Origin of the sequence: Aquabacterium humicola, assembly GCF_030167915.1 — a bacterium.
In the GTDB taxonomy this organism is placed as follows: Bacteria; Pseudomonadota; Gammaproteobacteria; order Burkholderiales; family Burkholderiaceae_C; genus Pseudaquabacterium; species Pseudaquabacterium humicola.
Map to the genome: position 1 here is coordinate 626,805 of NZ_JARGNB010000001.1, position 14,200 is coordinate 641,004.

Below are 14,200 nucleotides of genomic sequence, written 5' to 3' on the forward strand. Positions count from 1 at the left end.
GCATGGTCACGCCGCCGCCGTCGCCGAGCAGTCCGCCAGCGCCGGCCTGCGCGGCGCCGCCTGCCCCGGCGGCACCTGAGGCACCCGCGGCACCCGCGGCACCCGCGGCGCCCACAGCACCCGCGTCTGCCGCGGCCCCCGCGGGGGCGCAGATCCCGGCCACCTACCGCCTGCTGTTCGAGCGCAACCCGCTGCCGATGTTCATCACCGAGCGCGGGTCGCGCCGCTTCCTGGCGGCCAACCAGGCCGCCATCCGCGCCTACGGCTACAGCGAGGAGGAGTTCCTCGGCATGTCGATCTTCGACATCCGCCCGCCGGAGGATCGCGAGCGCCTGGCGTTCTACCTGCAGAGCACGCCGGCGGCCACCGCCAGCCCGGCGCCGACCGTGTGGCGGCACCAGCGCCGCAACGGCGAGGTCTTCGAGGTCGAGATCGTCTCCGACGCGATCGACTTCGAAGGCCAGCCGGCGCGGCTGATCATGGCGCGCGACCTGAGCGCGCTGCGTCGCGCCGAGGCCGAGCTGCTGGCCAGCGAACAGCGCTACCGCCGCATCGTCGAGACCGCGCGCGAGGGCATCTGGTCGGTGGATGCCGAGGGCCGCACCACCTTCGTCAACCCGGCGCTGGCCCGCATGCTGGGCTACACGCCGGCCGAGATGCTCAATCGCTCGCTCTTCGACTTCATGGACGAAGCGACGCGCGCGGAGGCCGCGCGCCACCTGGAGCGCCGCCGCCAGGGCATCGGCGAGCAGCACGACTTCCGCTTCGTGCACAAGGACGGCCGCGACGTCTGGGCCGCGCTGTCGACGAGCCCGGTCTTCGATGATGGCGGAGCCTACGCCGGCGCGCTGGCGATGGTCACCGACATCACCGAGCGCCGGCTCGTCGCCGCGCGGGCTGCCGCGCGCAACGAGCTGTTGACGATGGTCGCCGACGGGGCGCCGCTGGCCGAGGTGATGGCCGCGCTGGCGCGGCACGTCGAGCGCGAGCTGCCCGCCGCGAAGGTCAGCATCACGGCGCTCGAGCAGGGCCGGCTGCGGCTGCTGGCGGCGCCGTCGCTGCCGGCGTTCTTCCGCGAGGCGGCCGACGGCCTGGCGGTCGGCCCGCAGGTGTGCACCTGTGGCGTCGTCGGACACACCGGGCGGCGCGTGGTCACCGCCGACATCGCGACCGATCCGAACTGGTCCGCCTATCGCCCATTGGCCGTGGCCGCCGAGCTGGGTTCGGTGTGGTCGGAGCCGATCCTCGGCCGCGGCGGCGCGCTGCTGGGCACCTTCGGCATCTACCGCGGACGGCGCCATGTGCCGGACCAGGCCGAGACCATGCTGGTGGCCAGCGCGGCGCAGATGGCGGCGATCTGCATCGAGCGCCAGCGCGCCGACGCGGCGCTGCGCGAGTCGCAGAAGATGGAGTCGCTCGGCACGCTGGCCGGCGGCATCGCGCACGACTTCAACAACATCCTCGGCGCGATCCTGGTCAACCTGAGCCTGCTGCGGCAGGAGGGGGCGGGCGCTGGCGAGGGCGCCGAACGGCTGGCGCAGATCGACCGCTCGGCGCAGCGCGCGCGCAACCTGGTCCAGCAGATCCTCGCCTTCAGCCGCCGCCAGCCGCAGGCCTTGCGGGCGCAGGCGCTGCAACCGCTGGTCGAGGAGTCCATCGCGCTGCTGCGGGCCTCGCTGCCCGCGGCGGTGCGGCTGGAGGCGCGCCTGGACGACGAGCTGCTGTTCGTGCGCGCCGACGCGACGCAGGTGCAGCAGGTGCTGATGAACCTGTGCTCCAACGCCTGGCATGCGCTGCCGGGTTCGGGCGGCCGCATCGAGATCGGCGTGGCGCCGGCGCTGCTGGACGACGCGGCGGTGCTGCGCCTGGGCCATCGGCTGGCGCCGGGTCCGCATGCGCACCTGTGGGTGCGCGACAGCGGCCGCGGCATGGACGAATCGACGCGGGCGCGCATCTTCGAACCGTTCTTCACCACCAAGCCGGTGGGCACCGGCACGGGGCTGGGGCTGGCGGTGGTGCATGGCATCGTCACCGAGCATGGCGGCGCGATCGCGGTGGAGAGCGCGCCCGGCAGCGGCTCGACCTTCCACCTGTACCTGCCGGCGGTGGCCGCACCGGCCACCGAGGAGGACCGGCCCGAGGCGGCGGTCGCGGCGCCGCAGCGGCCGGTCGCGGACCGGCCGCGCCACATCCTGTGCATCGACGACGACGAGGTGATGCGGCTGACCGAGGAAGGCCTGCTGCTCAGCCTGGGCTACCTGGTGACCGGCTGCGCCAGCGGGCAGGACGCCATCGACGCGGTGCGCGCCGCGCCCCAGGCCTTCGACCTCGTGGTCGCCGACTACAACATGCCCGACCTGTCCGGGCTGGACGTCGCGCGGGAGCTGGCGCGGATCCGGCCGTCACTGCCGGTGCTGATCAGCTCGGGCTACATCACCGAGCAGATGCGCACGCAGGCCGCGACGCTGGGCGTGCGTGGCCTGGTGCGCAAGGAGAACACCGTCGACGAGCTCGGGCCCGCGGTGCTGCGGGTGCTGCAGGGGTAGCGCCCGGCCAGGCCGGGCGCCATCCGCTCCGGCAGGTTTACAGCGACGCCCCGTTCAGGGTGGCCGAAGTGGCTTCCTGCTTGGTGCTGACGACACCGTTCTCGGTCGTCTGCATCTTCACCATGACGCCCTTGCCGTCGACGACCCACATCGTCGTGACCACGTTCGGCACGCCGGCGGTGGTCGTCTCGAACTTGCAGGTGTTGTAGGTCTTCGCCGGGACCGTCACCGACTCGCGGCCGACGAACTTCGTCGTCGTCGTGGTCGTGGTGGTCGTCGTCTGGGGCGTCGAGGGCACGCCCGGGATGCCGCTGGTGGTGCTGGTCGTCGTATCGGTCTGGGACTGCGTGATCGACTGGCCCACGGCGAGTCCGTATTGCTTGTCCGCGAAGGGCGGATTCGAAACCGACTTGGTGGTCATCGTCACGTTGAAGCCGGCGATCGTGGTGGTCAGCACGGCGTCGGAGCCGTACTCCGTCACCTCGGCGTCGCCGGTGCGCTTGGCGTAGTTCTTCGCCTCGAGGGTCGTGGTGCCGGTCTCCCCCTCGACCGTCAGCGTGCCGGTGGTCTTGACGAACGATTCGATGGCCTGGCGACCCTCGAAGGTCTTCGGGCCGTTGACCACCATGTCCACCGTCTGCGTGCCGCTCGTCGTCCCCGAGTGCTGGTAGTTCACGACGATGCGCGTGCCGGTGGCCTCCAGCAGCGACAGGTCGTAGCAGCCGTTGTTCGCGCCCGTCGGCGGCGGGTTCGGATCGGTCGGCGTGATGAAGTCGGTGAGCAGGCCCTGGAAGACCGGGTCGTTGCCGAAGGCGCCGCCCATCACGTAGACGCCGTTCATCGTGTAGCCCTGGCCCGCCGTGACGACCACGCCCAGGTAGATGCCGGTGGCCGGGTAGTAGCGGAAGCGGAACGGCCCGAAGGTCTGCGTCTGCGGGTTGCCCGGGAAGTAGCTGGCGTACGGCGACACCTGCGCGTAGTTCAGCAGTTGCTCGGCGGCCTGCTCGGGCGTGACGGCTTCGACGCGCACCGCGGACAGCGCACGGCGCAGGCCGTCCGCGCTGGCGGCGGGGGTCAACATCGGCGTGCCGGCGGCGCTGTCGTCACCACCACCACAGGCGGCCAGCAGGGCGGCCGCAGCCAGCGCAAGCAGGTGCATCTTCATGGGAACTCCGGATCGGTCGAAAAGGGAATCAGGAATCGTAGTCCCGACGACCGCGCCGGTTTGCTAAATAACTGCTAGTTCGGCGAAGGCATGACCTTCGGCCAGCCGTGCGTAGGCGAAGGGCGACAGGTCGAGGCTGCGCCAGCCGCCTTCGAGCAGCCATTCGGCGATGCCGCGGCCGGCGGCCGGTGCGTGCTGCAGGCCATGGCCCGAGAAACCATTGACGAAGAGCAAGTTGGCGAGCTCGGGATGCGGTCCGATGATGGCGTTGTGGTCGAGCGGGTGCACTTCGTAGTAGCCGGCCCAGGCGCGCGTCAAACGCAGCGCCTCGAAGGCCGGCACGCGGTGCGCGAGCGCCGGCCACAGGCGCTCCTCGAAGAGCGCGATGTCGGGTTCGTCCAGCGGCAGGTCGTCGGGATCGTCGTCGTGCTCGCCCGGCGTCCAGGCGCCGATGAACTGGTGGCCTTCGCTGCGGAACCAGCAGCCGCTCGGGTCGATGACCAGCGGCGTCAGGGGCAGCGTGGTGGGGCAGCTGAACGCGAACACCGTGCGGCGCCGCGCATGCACCGGCAGCGCGACGCCGGCCAGCGCCGCGACGCTGCGCGCCCACGGGCCGGCGGCATTGACGATCGCATCGGCCTCCAGGCGCGTCCCGTCGTCGAGCGACGCGGCGCGCAGCCGGTCGCCCTCGCGCTCGAGGCCGGTCACGCGTGCCCTGTGCCAGCGCGCGCCGATCGAGCGCGCCTTGCGCGCCAGCGCCCGCGCGAACGCGTAGCCGTCGAACCAGCCTTCGCCGCCTTCGCCCAGGCTCGCGAGCTGCACGTCCTCGACCCGCAGCCACGGGAAGCGCGAAGCGAGCTCGTCGCGCGCCAGCAGCCGCACCGGCACGCCGAGGTCGCGCTGCACCGCATGGTTGGCCTCGAGCACGCCGGTCGAGCCGGTGGCCAGGAACAGGTAGCCCGAGGGCACGAAGCCCAGGTCGACCGGTTCGTCATCGACGCCCAGCCACGCCTGCGCGTTGGCGATCACCTCGTGCCCGAATTGCGACATGCGCACGTTGATCGCGTTCGAGAACTGCTGGCGGATCGAGCCGGCCGACAACGCCGACGAGGCGCGCGCCAGGCCGGGATCGGGCTCGACCACGGTGACGTCGACGCCCGCGCCGCCCTGCCGCTTCAGGAAAAGCGCGACCGCCGAACCCATGGCGCCGCCACCGATGATGACTACGCGCATCGCGGGCCCGGGGTCATGCCGCGAGCAGCTGCCGCAGCACGTAGGGCAGGATGCCGCCGTGCTCGTAGTAGTCGACCTCGATCGGCGTGTCGATGCGCAGGATCAGCGCGACGCGCTTCTCGCTGCCGTCGGCGCGGCGGATCACCAGCGTCGCCTCGCGCTGCGGCGCGAGCGGCCCGTCGATCACGATGTCGATCCGCTCGTCGCCCTTGAGCCCGAGGCTCTGCCAGGAGTCGCCGGTCTTGAACTGCAGCGGCAGCACGCCCATGCCGACCAGGTTGCTGCGGTGGATGCGCTCGAAGCTCTTGGCCACCACCGCCTTGATGCCCAGCAGCTGCGTGCCCTTGGCCGCCCAGTCGCGGCTGGAGCCGGTGCCGTATTCCTCGCCGGCGAAGATCACCGTCGGCACGCCGGCGGCGATGTACTTCATCGCGGCGTCGTAGATCGGCAGCGTGTGGCCGTGGTCGACGCCGTCGGTCTGGTAGATCGTCATGCCGCCCTCGACCCGCGAGCCGTCGGCCCGCGCCGGCAGCATCAGGTTCTTGATGCGCACGTTGGCGAAGGTGCCGCGCATCATCACCTCGTGGTTGCCGCGGCGCGCGCCGTAGCTGTTGAAGTCGAGCTTCGGCACGCCTTGCGCCTGCAGGTACAGGCCGGCCGGCGAGCTGTCCTTGATCGAGCCGGCGGGCGAGATGTGGTCGGTGGTGATCGAGTCGCCGAACAGCGCCATCACGCGCGCGCCGCTGACGCCGTTGAGGCCGTCGTCGTCGGCGGGCTTCATGCGGAAGTCGGCGAAGAACGGCGGCTGCGCGATGTAGGTGCTCGGCGGCCAGTCGTAGACCTGGCCCTTGACGCCCTCGATGCCTTCCCACAGCGCGCCGGGCTTGGCGCCGACCTGCGCGTAGTTGCGGCGGTACGCCTCGGGGTCGAGCGCATGGCGCATCAGCGCGTGGATCTCGTCGCTGGACGGCCAGATGTCGCCGAGGTACACCGCGCGCCCGGCCTCGTCATGGCCGACCGGCTCGGTCATCAGGTCGCGCCGCATCGTGCCGGCGATCGCGTAGGCCACCACCAGCGGCGGGCTGGCGAGGAAGTTGGCCTTCAGGTTCGGATGGATGCGCGCCTCGAAGTTGCGGTTGCCGGACAGCACCGCGGCGCACACCAGGTCGTTGCGGCTGATCGCGTCGTTGATCTCGGGCGCCAGGTCGCCGGCGTTGCCGATGCAGGTGGTGCAGCCGTAGGCGGCCAGGTGGAATCCCAGCTGCGCCAGCGGCCGGATCAGCCCCGACTTCTCGAGGTACTCGGTGACGATGCGCGAGCCCGGCGCCAGCGAGGTCTTGATGTGCGGCGCCACCTTCAGCCCGCGCGCCACCGCCTTCTTCGCCAGCAGCCCGGCGGCCAGCATCACGCCGGGGTTGCTGGTATTGGTGCAGGAGGTGATCGCGGCGATCAGCACGTCGCCGTTGTGCAGCGTCACACCGCTGTCGAGCGCCACAGCCTGGTCGATCTTCGCGGCCGGCAGGTTGAAGCCGTTGGCCTCGGGCAGCGCGCCGAGCAGGCCGGTGAAGCGCTGCGCGACCTGGCCGATCTCGATGCGGTCCTGCGGCCGCTTCGGCCCGGCCAGCGAGGGCGCGACGGTGTTCAGGTCGAGCCGGATCACGGACGAGAAGTCGATGTCGCCGGGGCGCGGCACGCCGAACAGGCCCTGCGCGCGGAAGTAGGCCTCGAAGGCCTGCAGCTCGTCGGCCGTGCGGCCGGTGCCCTTCAGGTACTCGAGCGTGCGCCCGTCGACCGGGAAGAAGCCCATCGTCGCGCCGTACTCGGGCGCCATGTTGGCGATGGTCGCGCGGTCGGGCAGCGACAGGCTCTCGGTGCCCTCGCCGAAGAACTCGACGAACTTGCCGACCACCTTGTGCTTGCGCAGGATCTCGGTGACGGTCAGCACCAGGTCGGTCGCGGTGACGCCTTCGCGCAGCCGGCCCGAGAGCTCGAAGCCGACCACGTCCGGCGTCAGGAAGTACACCGGCTGGCCCAGCATCGCGGCCTCGGCCTCGATGCCGCCGACGCCCCAGCCGACGACGCCGATGCCGTTGATCATCGTCGTGTGGCTGTCGGTGCCGACCAGCGAATCGGGGTACAGCACGCGGTCGGCGCCGCGGTGCACGCCGCGTGCCAGGTACTCCAGGTTGACCTGGTGCACGATGCCGAAGCCCGGCGGCACGACGCCGAAGGTGTCGAAGGCCTGCATGCCCCACTTCATGAACGCGTAGCGCTCGCGGTTGCGCTGGAACTCCAGCTGCATGTTCAGGTCGAGCGACTGCTTCGTGCCGTAGTGGTCGATCATCACCGAGTGGTCGACCACCAGGTCCACCGGCACCAGCGGCTCGATCGTCTTCGGGTTCCGGCCCAGCGACGCGGCGACATTGCGCATCGCCGCCAGGTCGGCCAGCAGCGGCACGCCGGTGAAGTCCTGCAGCACGACGCGGGCGACGACGAACGGGATCTCGGCGGTGCGGTTGGCGGTGGGTTGCCATTCGGCGAGCACCTGCACGTCCTGTGCGTCCACGCGCTTGCCGTCGCAGTTGCGCAGCACGCTCTCGAGCACGATGCGCAGCGACACCGGCAGGCGGGCGACGTTCGGGAAACGTTCGGCGAGCTTCGGCAGCGAGTGGAAGCGGGCACCGCGCCCGGCGGCGGGCAGGTCCTGCAGCGTGTCGGCAAACGGGTGGGTCATGGAGTCTCCGTCGCGTTGGCTTGGGGGGTTGCGTCGATTCTGTCAGCGACCGGTGCGGCAGGCGCCGTGCCCCCAGCGAAACACGGGGAACACCCGGGAACACCCCACGTTGCCCATGGAGGACTCGACAGGCCCGGTTGCCATAATCCCCCGATGCCACCGAACCCCGCACCGCTGCAGCCGGAACACCGCGTGCTGCCGCCGCACGCCCCGCTGACCGACTACTACGCCGACGAGCGCGAACGCCAGCAGTACATCCGCCGCATCTTCGACGACACCGCGCCGGACTACGACCGCATCGAGCGTGTGCTGGCCTTCGGCAGCGGCCCCTGGTACCGGCGCAAGGCCCTGCAGCGGGCGGGCCTGGCGGTGGGCGCGAAGGTGCTGGACGTCGGCATCGGCACCGGCCTGGTCGCGCGCGAGGCGCTGAAGCTGATCGGCCCGAACGGCCGGCTCACCGGCATCGACCCCAGCCCCGGCATGATGAACGAGGTCATGCTGCCCGGCGTCGAGCTGGTGCAGGGCAAGGCCGAATCGCTGCCGCGGCCCGACGCCAGCAGCGATTTCGTCAGCATGGGTTACGCCTTGCGACACATCAGCGACGTCGCCGCCGCCTTCGAGGAGTTCCACCGCGTGCTGAAGCCCGGCGGCCGGCTGCTGGTGCTCGAGATCACCAAGCCCGAAGGCCGCGTCGCGACCACGCTGCTGAAGGGCTACATGCGCGCCGTCGTGCCGCTGATCGCCCGCGCCGTTGCCCGCAAGCGCGACACCGCCGAGCTGTGGCGCTACTACTGGGACACGATCGAGGCCTGCATCCCGCCCGAGGCGGTGATGGGCGCGCTGCGCGAGGCCGGCTTCGTGCAGGTGCAGCGTTACGTCGAGCTCGGCATCTTCTCCGAATACACCGCCATCAAGGCCCGATGAATCCCGTTTCCCACAGTGCGTCCGACAACTGCGATGTGCTGGTGATCGGCGGCGGCCCCGCCGGCGCCACCGCGGCCATCCTGCTGGCACGTGCCGGCCGCCGCGTCGTGATGCTCGAGAAGGCCCACCACCCGCGTTTCCACATCGGCGAATCGCTGCTGCCGGCCAACGTGCCGCTGTTCGACAAGCTCGGCCTGCGCGAAGAGCTCGAGCGCATCGGCATGCCCAAATGGGGCGTCGAGTTCATCTCGCCGGACGATGACCATCGCAGTTATCTCGAGTTCGGCGATGCGTGGGACAAGAGCATGCCCTACGCCTGGCAGGTGCGCCGTTCCGAGATGGACGAGCTGCTGTTCCGCGAGGCGGCCGCCAGCGGCGCGACGGCGATCGAAGGCTGCACGGTGAAGGACGTCCAGTTCGACGCCGAGGGTGCGACCGTCGAGGCCGAGCTCGACGACGGCGCGAAGCGCAGCTGGCGCGCCCGCTTCGTGCTCGACTGCTCGGGCCGCGACACCTTCCTCGCGCACAAGTTCAAGTGCAAGGAAAAGCACCCCAAGCACAACAGCTCGGCGATGTTCGCGCACTACCGCGGCGCGCGGCGGCTCGAAGGCCGGCTCGAGGGCAACATCAGCATCTGCTGGTTCCCGCACGGCTGGTTCTGGTTCATCCCGCTGCGCGACGGCACCACCAGCGTCGGCGCGGTGGCCTGGCCGTACTACCTGAAGTCACGCGACAAGCCGCTGAAGGATTTCTTCAACGACACGGTCGCGATGTGCCCCGAGCTGGCCGACCGGCTGAAGAACGCCGAGCTGATCGACGACCAGGTCTACGCGACCGGCAACTTTTCGTACGAGGCCACGCACTGCAGCGGCGAGCGCTACCTGATGCTCGGCGACGCCTACACCTTCATCGACCCGATGTTCTCGTCCGGCGTGTACCTGGCGATGCACAGCGCGTTCGAGGCGGTCGACGTGATCGCCGCGCACCTCGAAGGCACGCCGCGCGCCGCGGCGAAGTCGCGCCGGCAGTTCGAGAAGATGATGCGCTTCGGGCCGAAGCAGTACGCGTGGTTCATCTACCGGGTGACCAACCCGACGATCCGCGAGCTCTTCCTGCACCCGCTAAACCCGCTGCGGGTGAAGGAAGCGCTGCTGTCGCTGCTGTCCGGCGACATCTACGGCAAGACGCCGATCTGGCCGTCGCTGTGGGCGCTGAAGGGCATCTATTACCTGGTGTTCGTGCAGCAGCTCAAGCGCTCGCTGCTGAGCTGGCGCCGCCGCGCGAACAACATCCGCGACCACGGCGCGCTCACCGGCGAGAACGTGCAGGCGATCAAGTAGCCGCCGACGCGCCGGGCGTTCGGCCCGGCGCTGTCGGTGAAGCCTGCGTGACTAGTGCGCGGCCGCCTGCGAATGGGCGCCGCCGGGCTTCGAGATGCCGGCGATCGTCTCGCCGGCGGTCCGTGCATCCTCGCACTGCGCCAGGTCGCCCATCGACACGATGCCCACCAGGCGCTTGTCGCGGCTGAGCACCGGCAGTCGCCGCACCTGGATGTCGGCCATGTTGTCGGCCACCGTCTCGAGCTCCTCGTCCTCGAAGCAGTACATCACGTCGCCCGACATCACGTCGCGGATCTTCGTGTCCGGGCCCAGGCCCCTGGCGACCGCGCGCACGGCGATGTCGCGGTCGGTGACCATGCCTACCAGCCGGTCGTTCTCGCCCACCGGCAGCGCGCCGATGTCCTTGTCGGCCATTTGTCGGGCCGCATCGCAGATGCGGTCGTCGGGAGAAACCAGGCAGACGTCGCTGCTCATCATGTCGCAAACCTTCATCGGGGACCTCCTGAATCGGTGAATGTCGTCGGAAGTACCGTGGGGCAGGCAGCGTGCCTGCGGCCCCATGAACGAGGGGTGGGCGCTCAGGGCGCGGCCGGTCGCTGCTACGCTCGCGGCACGGCGTCCGAAGGGCGTCGCCATGCACAGGCGGCCTCGAGCTGCCCAAGGGAGGAGCGATGAAACTGTTGCGTGCGGCCGCGGCCGCGCTCGCCATTTGCGCGAGCACATCGATCGGCGCTGCGCCGCTGAACTACGACGAGAGCGTGTCGGGCGACATTCCGATGAATGGGAGCGTCATGACGCTTCCCATCGACCTCGGGTTGAACACCATCAAGGGGCAGATGCATGCCTTTTCCAACCAACTGGGTGAGTTCGACAGCGACTTCGATCCCATTCAGTTGAATCTGCCCGATGGTCTACGAGTGACAGGCATGTCCGTCACGCTGGCCAACATGCAGCTCGTCAATCTTCAGAACCTGGTCTGGCAGTGGGGCGTTCTGGCCGGCCCGCCGTATCAGCAGACGATCGACACCTGTTTTGTCATCGTCGCCCCGAATCCGTTCTGCACCAACGTCGCTCCGACCGGTGGACAGTTGGGGATCCAGCAGCCGGTGGGCGCCACGAGTGTCGTGATCGGTCAAGGAGCGACTTGGCTGTGGGACGACTTCCAGCAGTGGTCGGGCTCTTCGTTCGACTACACCTTGACCATCACGGTGGCCCAGGTTCCGGAGCCGTCCACGCTCGTGCTCGCCTTGGCGGGCCTCGTGTTGGCGCTCGGCCGCCGACGCTCCGTCAGCGCCCGCTGAACCGCGGCGTTCGTTTCGCCGCGAACGCCGCCTGGCCTTCGCGCAGGTCCTCGCTCGCCGCGCACTGGGCCTCGCGCGCGCGCAGCCGCGCCAGGTCGAACTCGCCGCGCGCGATCTCGTCGAGCGAGGTCTTCATGCCGCGCAAGGCCAGCGGCGCGCCGGCGCGCAGCGCGTCGACGAGGTGCTGCACCTCGGCATCGAGCGCGTCCGCGGTCACGCAGCGGTCGAGGTAGCCGATGCGCAACAGCTCGTCGGCCGGCAGCGTCTCGGCGAGCAGGAAGAGGCGCTTGGCCGCCGGCAGCCCAAGCCGCGTGACATAGCGGCGCAGGCCGCTCGGGTAGTAGTGCAGGCCGAGCCGCGCGGCCGGCATGCGCAGGGTCAGCGTGTGAATGCCGACGCGGAAGTCGCAGGCGAGTGCCAGGTCGGTGGCGCCGCCGAAGACGCCGCCGTTGAGCCGGCAGATGCTGGGCACCGGCAGCGCCTCGACCGCATCGACGGTCTGCTCGAACAGCGCCGGGCCGGCGCTGGCGTCGGCATCCAGCTCACCCAGGTGGTAACCGGCGCAGAAGCTCGGGCCGGCGCCGGTCAGCACGACGACGCGCAGGCTCGTGTCGGCCGCGAGCGTGCGGCAATGGGCCTGCAGCGCGAGCAGGTCCTCGCGGTGCAGGCGGTTGTGGTGTGCCGGGCGGTTCAGCGTGATCGTCGCGCAGCCGTCGGCGATCGCGAGCCGCGGCGGGCCGGGCAGGGTGGGAGCGTCCATCGGCACATCGTCGCATGGGGCGACGCCTGCCGCGGGGGCGATGGATCAGGCGGGCACCGGCTCCGCGCGCAGCCCGGCCAGGTAGGCCTGCGTCACCTGCCGGCCGGTCTTCACCAGGTCGAAGACCGTCGGGTCGAGCATCCAGTTCTGGATCAGCCCGTCGATCAGCGCATGCAGGCCGAGCGCTGCGGCGCGTGCCGGCATCCGGTTGGCGATCAGGCCGAGCTTCATCGCGCGCTTGAGCTCGCGCTCGACCTCGGCCAGGCAGTCGTTGCGGCACTGCAGGTGGCGGTCGCGCACGGCGAGCAGCTCGTCGACGTATTCGACCTTGTGCGTGGCGATCTCGAAGACGCGGCGCGTCGGCTCGTGCTCGGCGGTGAGCTTCAGCGCGCGCAGCAGCCGGTCCTGGATGAACGCCAGCGGGTCGCCGTCGTCGGGGCAGCGCCCGCACGCGCCGACGGCCTGCTCGAAGGGCATCGTCGCGCGGTCCATCATCGCGTTGAAGAGGTCCGCCTTGTCCTTGAAGTGCCAGTAGATCGCGCCGCGCGTGACCTGGGCCGCCTCGGCGATTTCCTGCAGCGAAGTGCGGGATACACCGCGTTGCTGGAAAAGCAGCTCGGCGGCATCCAGAATCGCGTGGCGGGTGGCGAGGGCTTCGTCTTTGGTACGGCGGGCCATGACAGCAGGCGTCAGCAGCAGGCCGCATCGTAGACGGGGCGCGCCACTGCGGGGCACCGGGTTCGGGATAGACCCTACTCGAAAGCATACATTCACGCATGTATGTAAACTGCCCCGCAACCTTTGGCCGCGCCCGGTGCGCCGCCGGGGTGCACCCTCTACAGCCTCCACACCCTGCACAACAACAGGCGCCGGCCGATCGAGCCGGTGCTCCCATCCGAAAGGTCGGCTTGTCATGCCCGCAGTTCGTTCCCTGCCTCTCCGCCGCTCTCCCTGGCCCGTCGCGGCCATCACCGTGGCCTCGATGCTCGCCGTCGTGGTCCTGCTGTCCGCCTGCGGCCGCTCCGGCGCCGAGAACGGCGGCCACGGTGCCGGCGGCGGCATGCCGCCCGCCGCGGTGGCCGTGCTCGCCGCCACGCCGGTCGACGTGCCGGTGGTCTATGAATACGTCGGCCAGACCGTCGGCTCGCGCGAGGTCGAGGTGCGCGCGCGCGTGCCCGGCATCCTGCAGAAGCGCAACTTCGCCGAAGGCGCCGCGGTGCGCCAGGGCCAGTCGCTCTACACGCTGGACCCCGCGTCGTTCATCGCCGCACTGAACCGCGCCGATGCCGACGTCGCCGCGGCCGAGGCGCGTGCCGGCCAGGCGTCGCGCTCGCTTGCGCGCCTGAAGCCGCTGTGGGAAGCCAAGGCCATCAGCCAGCGCGAGTACGACGACGCGCTGTCGGCCGACCAGATCGCGCGCGCCGACGTCAAGGGCGCCCAGGCGCGCCGCGCCGAGGCCGCGCTGAACGTCGGTTATTCGAAAGTCGAGGCGCCGATCAGCGGCGTCGCCGGCCGGTCGCAGGTGTCCGAGGGCACGCTGGTCGAAGGTCCGCAGACGCTCTTGACCACGCTGGTGCAGACCAACCCGATCAAGCTGCGCTTCGGCGTCGCCGACACCGACCAGATGCGCTGGCGTACCGAGATCGGCGCCGGCACGCTGAAGATGCCGCCTGGCGGCGCCTTCGACATCGAGGTCAAGCTCTCCGACGGCAGCACCTACCCGCGCCGCGGCAAGCTGCTGTTCGCCGACACGCGCGTGTCGGGCAATACCGGCACCGTCGAGGCCGAGGCTGAGGTGCCGAACCCCGACGGCGCGCTGAAGCCGGGCCAGTTCGTGCGCGTGCGCCTGCTCGGCGCGACGCGGCCGCAGGCCTTCAAGCTGCCATCGCGCGCGGTGCTGGAGGGTCCGCAGGGCAAGTTCGTCTACGTCAACGCCGGCGGCAAGGCGATGCCCAAGCCGGTGACGGTGGGTGACCAGCAGGGCGACGGCTGGATCATCCAGCAGGGCCTCGCCGCGGGCGACCAGGTGATCGTCGACGGCATGGCACGCATCTTCTTCCCGGGCGCGCCGGTGCAGGTGGCTGCAGCGGGCGCGTCGGCGCCTGCCGCCGGGGGCGCAGCGCCCGCGGCGGCGCCGGCCTCGGCCCCGGCGAAGGTCGCGGCGAACGGCGCGTCGGGCGCCACGTCCAAGTAAGCG

The 14,200-nt window shown here is 70.6% G+C and carries 11 protein-coding genes; 5 read left to right on the plus strand and 6 right to left on the minus strand.

Features of this window, described 5'->3' with window-relative positions:
• Nucleotides 1-2: 2 nt before the first annotated feature.
• Complete coding sequence (locus P1K89_RS02935) at nucleotides 3-2,546, plus strand: PAS domain S-box protein (RefSeq protein ID WP_284614861.1); 2,544 nt, start codon at nucleotides 3-5, stop codon at nucleotides 2,544-2,546.
• Between the two features lie 37 nt (nucleotides 2,547-2,583).
• Here the strand turns inward: P1K89_RS02935 and P1K89_RS02940 are convergent, their stop codons facing one another.
• From P1K89_RS02940 to acnA, 3 genes are all read right to left on the minus strand, one after another.
• Entirely contained in the window at nucleotides 2,584-3,711 is a 1,128-nt protein-coding gene (locus P1K89_RS02940) for a hypothetical protein (protein ID WP_284614862.1), read from the minus strand.
• Nucleotides 3,712-3,774: 63 nt separating this feature from the next.
• The gene (locus P1K89_RS02945) at nucleotides 3,775-4,944 is read right to left on the minus strand and encodes an NAD(P)/FAD-dependent oxidoreductase (RefSeq protein WP_284614863.1); all 1,170 of its coding nucleotides are present in this window, start codon (nucleotides 4,942-4,944) and stop codon (nucleotides 3,775-3,777) included.
• 13 nt (nucleotides 4,945-4,957) lie between these two features.
• Nucleotides 4,958-7,678 carry an aconitate hydratase AcnA gene (acnA, locus tag P1K89_RS02950; RefSeq protein ID WP_284614864.1) on the minus strand — a complete coding sequence of 907 codons (2,721 nt, stop codon included), beginning with the start codon at nucleotides 7,676-7,678 and terminating at the stop codon, nucleotides 4,958-4,960.
• Between the two features lie 153 nt (nucleotides 7,679-7,831).
• Between acnA and P1K89_RS02955 the strand changes: the two genes are divergently transcribed.
• Together P1K89_RS02955 and P1K89_RS02960 are read left to right on the plus strand one after the other, a co-directional pair.
• On the plus strand, nucleotides 7,832-8,602 hold the full coding sequence (locus P1K89_RS02955; RefSeq protein WP_284614865.1) for a class I SAM-dependent methyltransferase: 771 nt from the start codon (nucleotides 7,832-7,834) through the stop codon (nucleotides 8,600-8,602).
• Complete coding sequence (locus tag P1K89_RS02960) at nucleotides 8,599-9,942, plus strand: NAD(P)/FAD-dependent oxidoreductase (protein ID WP_284614866.1); 1,344 nt, start codon at nucleotides 8,599-8,601, stop codon at nucleotides 9,940-9,942. The genes P1K89_RS02955 and P1K89_RS02960 overlap by 4 nt, the downstream gene beginning before the upstream one ends.
• A 51-nt stretch (nucleotides 9,943-9,993) precedes the next feature.
• On the opposite strand, the gene P1K89_RS02965 is transcribed toward P1K89_RS02960, so the two are convergent.
• On the minus strand, nucleotides 9,994-10,434 hold the full coding sequence (locus tag P1K89_RS02965) for a CBS domain-containing protein (protein ID WP_284614867.1): 441 nt from the start codon (nucleotides 10,432-10,434) through the stop codon (nucleotides 9,994-9,996).
• Between the two features lie 179 nt (nucleotides 10,435-10,613).
• On the opposite strand from P1K89_RS02965, the gene P1K89_RS02970 reads away from it, so the two are divergent.
• A complete protein-coding gene (locus P1K89_RS02970; RefSeq protein WP_284614868.1) occupies nucleotides 10,614-11,243 on the plus strand; it encodes a PEP-CTERM sorting domain-containing protein in 630 nt (209 codons plus the stop codon).
• On the opposite strand, the gene P1K89_RS02975 is transcribed toward P1K89_RS02970, so the two are convergent.
• Nucleotides 11,230-12,003, minus strand: a complete 774-nt coding sequence (locus P1K89_RS02975; protein WP_284614869.1) for an enoyl-CoA hydratase/isomerase family protein — start codon at nucleotides 12,001-12,003, stop codon at nucleotides 11,230-11,232. The genes P1K89_RS02970 and P1K89_RS02975 overlap by 14 nt on opposite strands.
• Nucleotides 12,004-12,048: 45 nt before the next feature.
• Nucleotides 12,049-12,681, minus strand: a complete 633-nt coding sequence (locus P1K89_RS02980; protein WP_284614870.1) for a TetR family transcriptional regulator — start codon at nucleotides 12,679-12,681, stop codon at nucleotides 12,049-12,051.
• Nucleotides 12,682-12,985: 304 nt separating this feature from the next.
• Between P1K89_RS02980 and P1K89_RS02985 the strand changes: the two genes are divergently transcribed.
• Nucleotides 12,986-14,197, plus strand: coding sequence for an efflux RND transporter periplasmic adaptor subunit (locus P1K89_RS02985; protein ID WP_284614871.1), 1,212 nt, complete (start codon nucleotides 12,986-12,988; stop codon nucleotides 14,195-14,197).
• Nucleotides 14,198-14,200: the final 3 nt, after the last annotated feature.

Excerpts from the sequence above, each read along its gene's own strand:
- P1K89_RS02935 (WP_284614861.1), top strand. The coding sequence starts at position 3 with ATGGTCACGCCGCCGCCGTCGCCGAGCAGTCCGCCAGCGCCGGCCTGC.
- P1K89_RS02940 (WP_284614862.1), bottom strand. The coding sequence starts at position 3,711 with ATGAAGATGCACCTGCTTGCGCTGGCTGCGGCCGCCCTGCTGGCCGCC.
- P1K89_RS02945 (WP_284614863.1), bottom strand. The coding sequence starts at position 4,944 with ATGCGCGTAGTCATCATCGGTGGCGGCGCCATGGGTTCGGCGGTCGCG.
- acnA (WP_284614864.1), bottom strand. The coding sequence starts at position 7,678 with ATGACCCACCCGTTTGCCGACACGCTGCAGGACCTGCCCGCCGCCGGG.
- P1K89_RS02955 (WP_284614865.1), top strand. The coding sequence starts at position 7,832 with ATGCCACCGAACCCCGCACCGCTGCAGCCGGAACACCGCGTGCTGCCG.
- P1K89_RS02960 (WP_284614866.1), top strand. The coding sequence starts at position 8,599 with ATGAATCCCGTTTCCCACAGTGCGTCCGACAACTGCGATGTGCTGGTG.
- P1K89_RS02965 (WP_284614867.1), bottom strand. The coding sequence starts at position 10,434 with ATGAAGGTTTGCGACATGATGAGCAGCGACGTCTGCCTGGTTTCTCCC.
- P1K89_RS02970 (WP_284614868.1), top strand. The coding sequence starts at position 10,614 with ATGAAACTGTTGCGTGCGGCCGCGGCCGCGCTCGCCATTTGCGCGAGC.
- P1K89_RS02975 (WP_284614869.1), bottom strand. The coding sequence starts at position 12,003 with ATGGACGCTCCCACCCTGCCCGGCCCGCCGCGGCTCGCGATCGCCGAC.
- P1K89_RS02980 (WP_284614870.1), bottom strand. The coding sequence starts at position 12,681 with ATGGCCCGCCGTACCAAAGACGAAGCCCTCGCCACCCGCCACGCGATT.
- P1K89_RS02985 (WP_284614871.1), top strand. The coding sequence starts at position 12,986 with ATGCTCGCCGTCGTGGTCCTGCTGTCCGCCTGCGGCCGCTCCGGCGCC.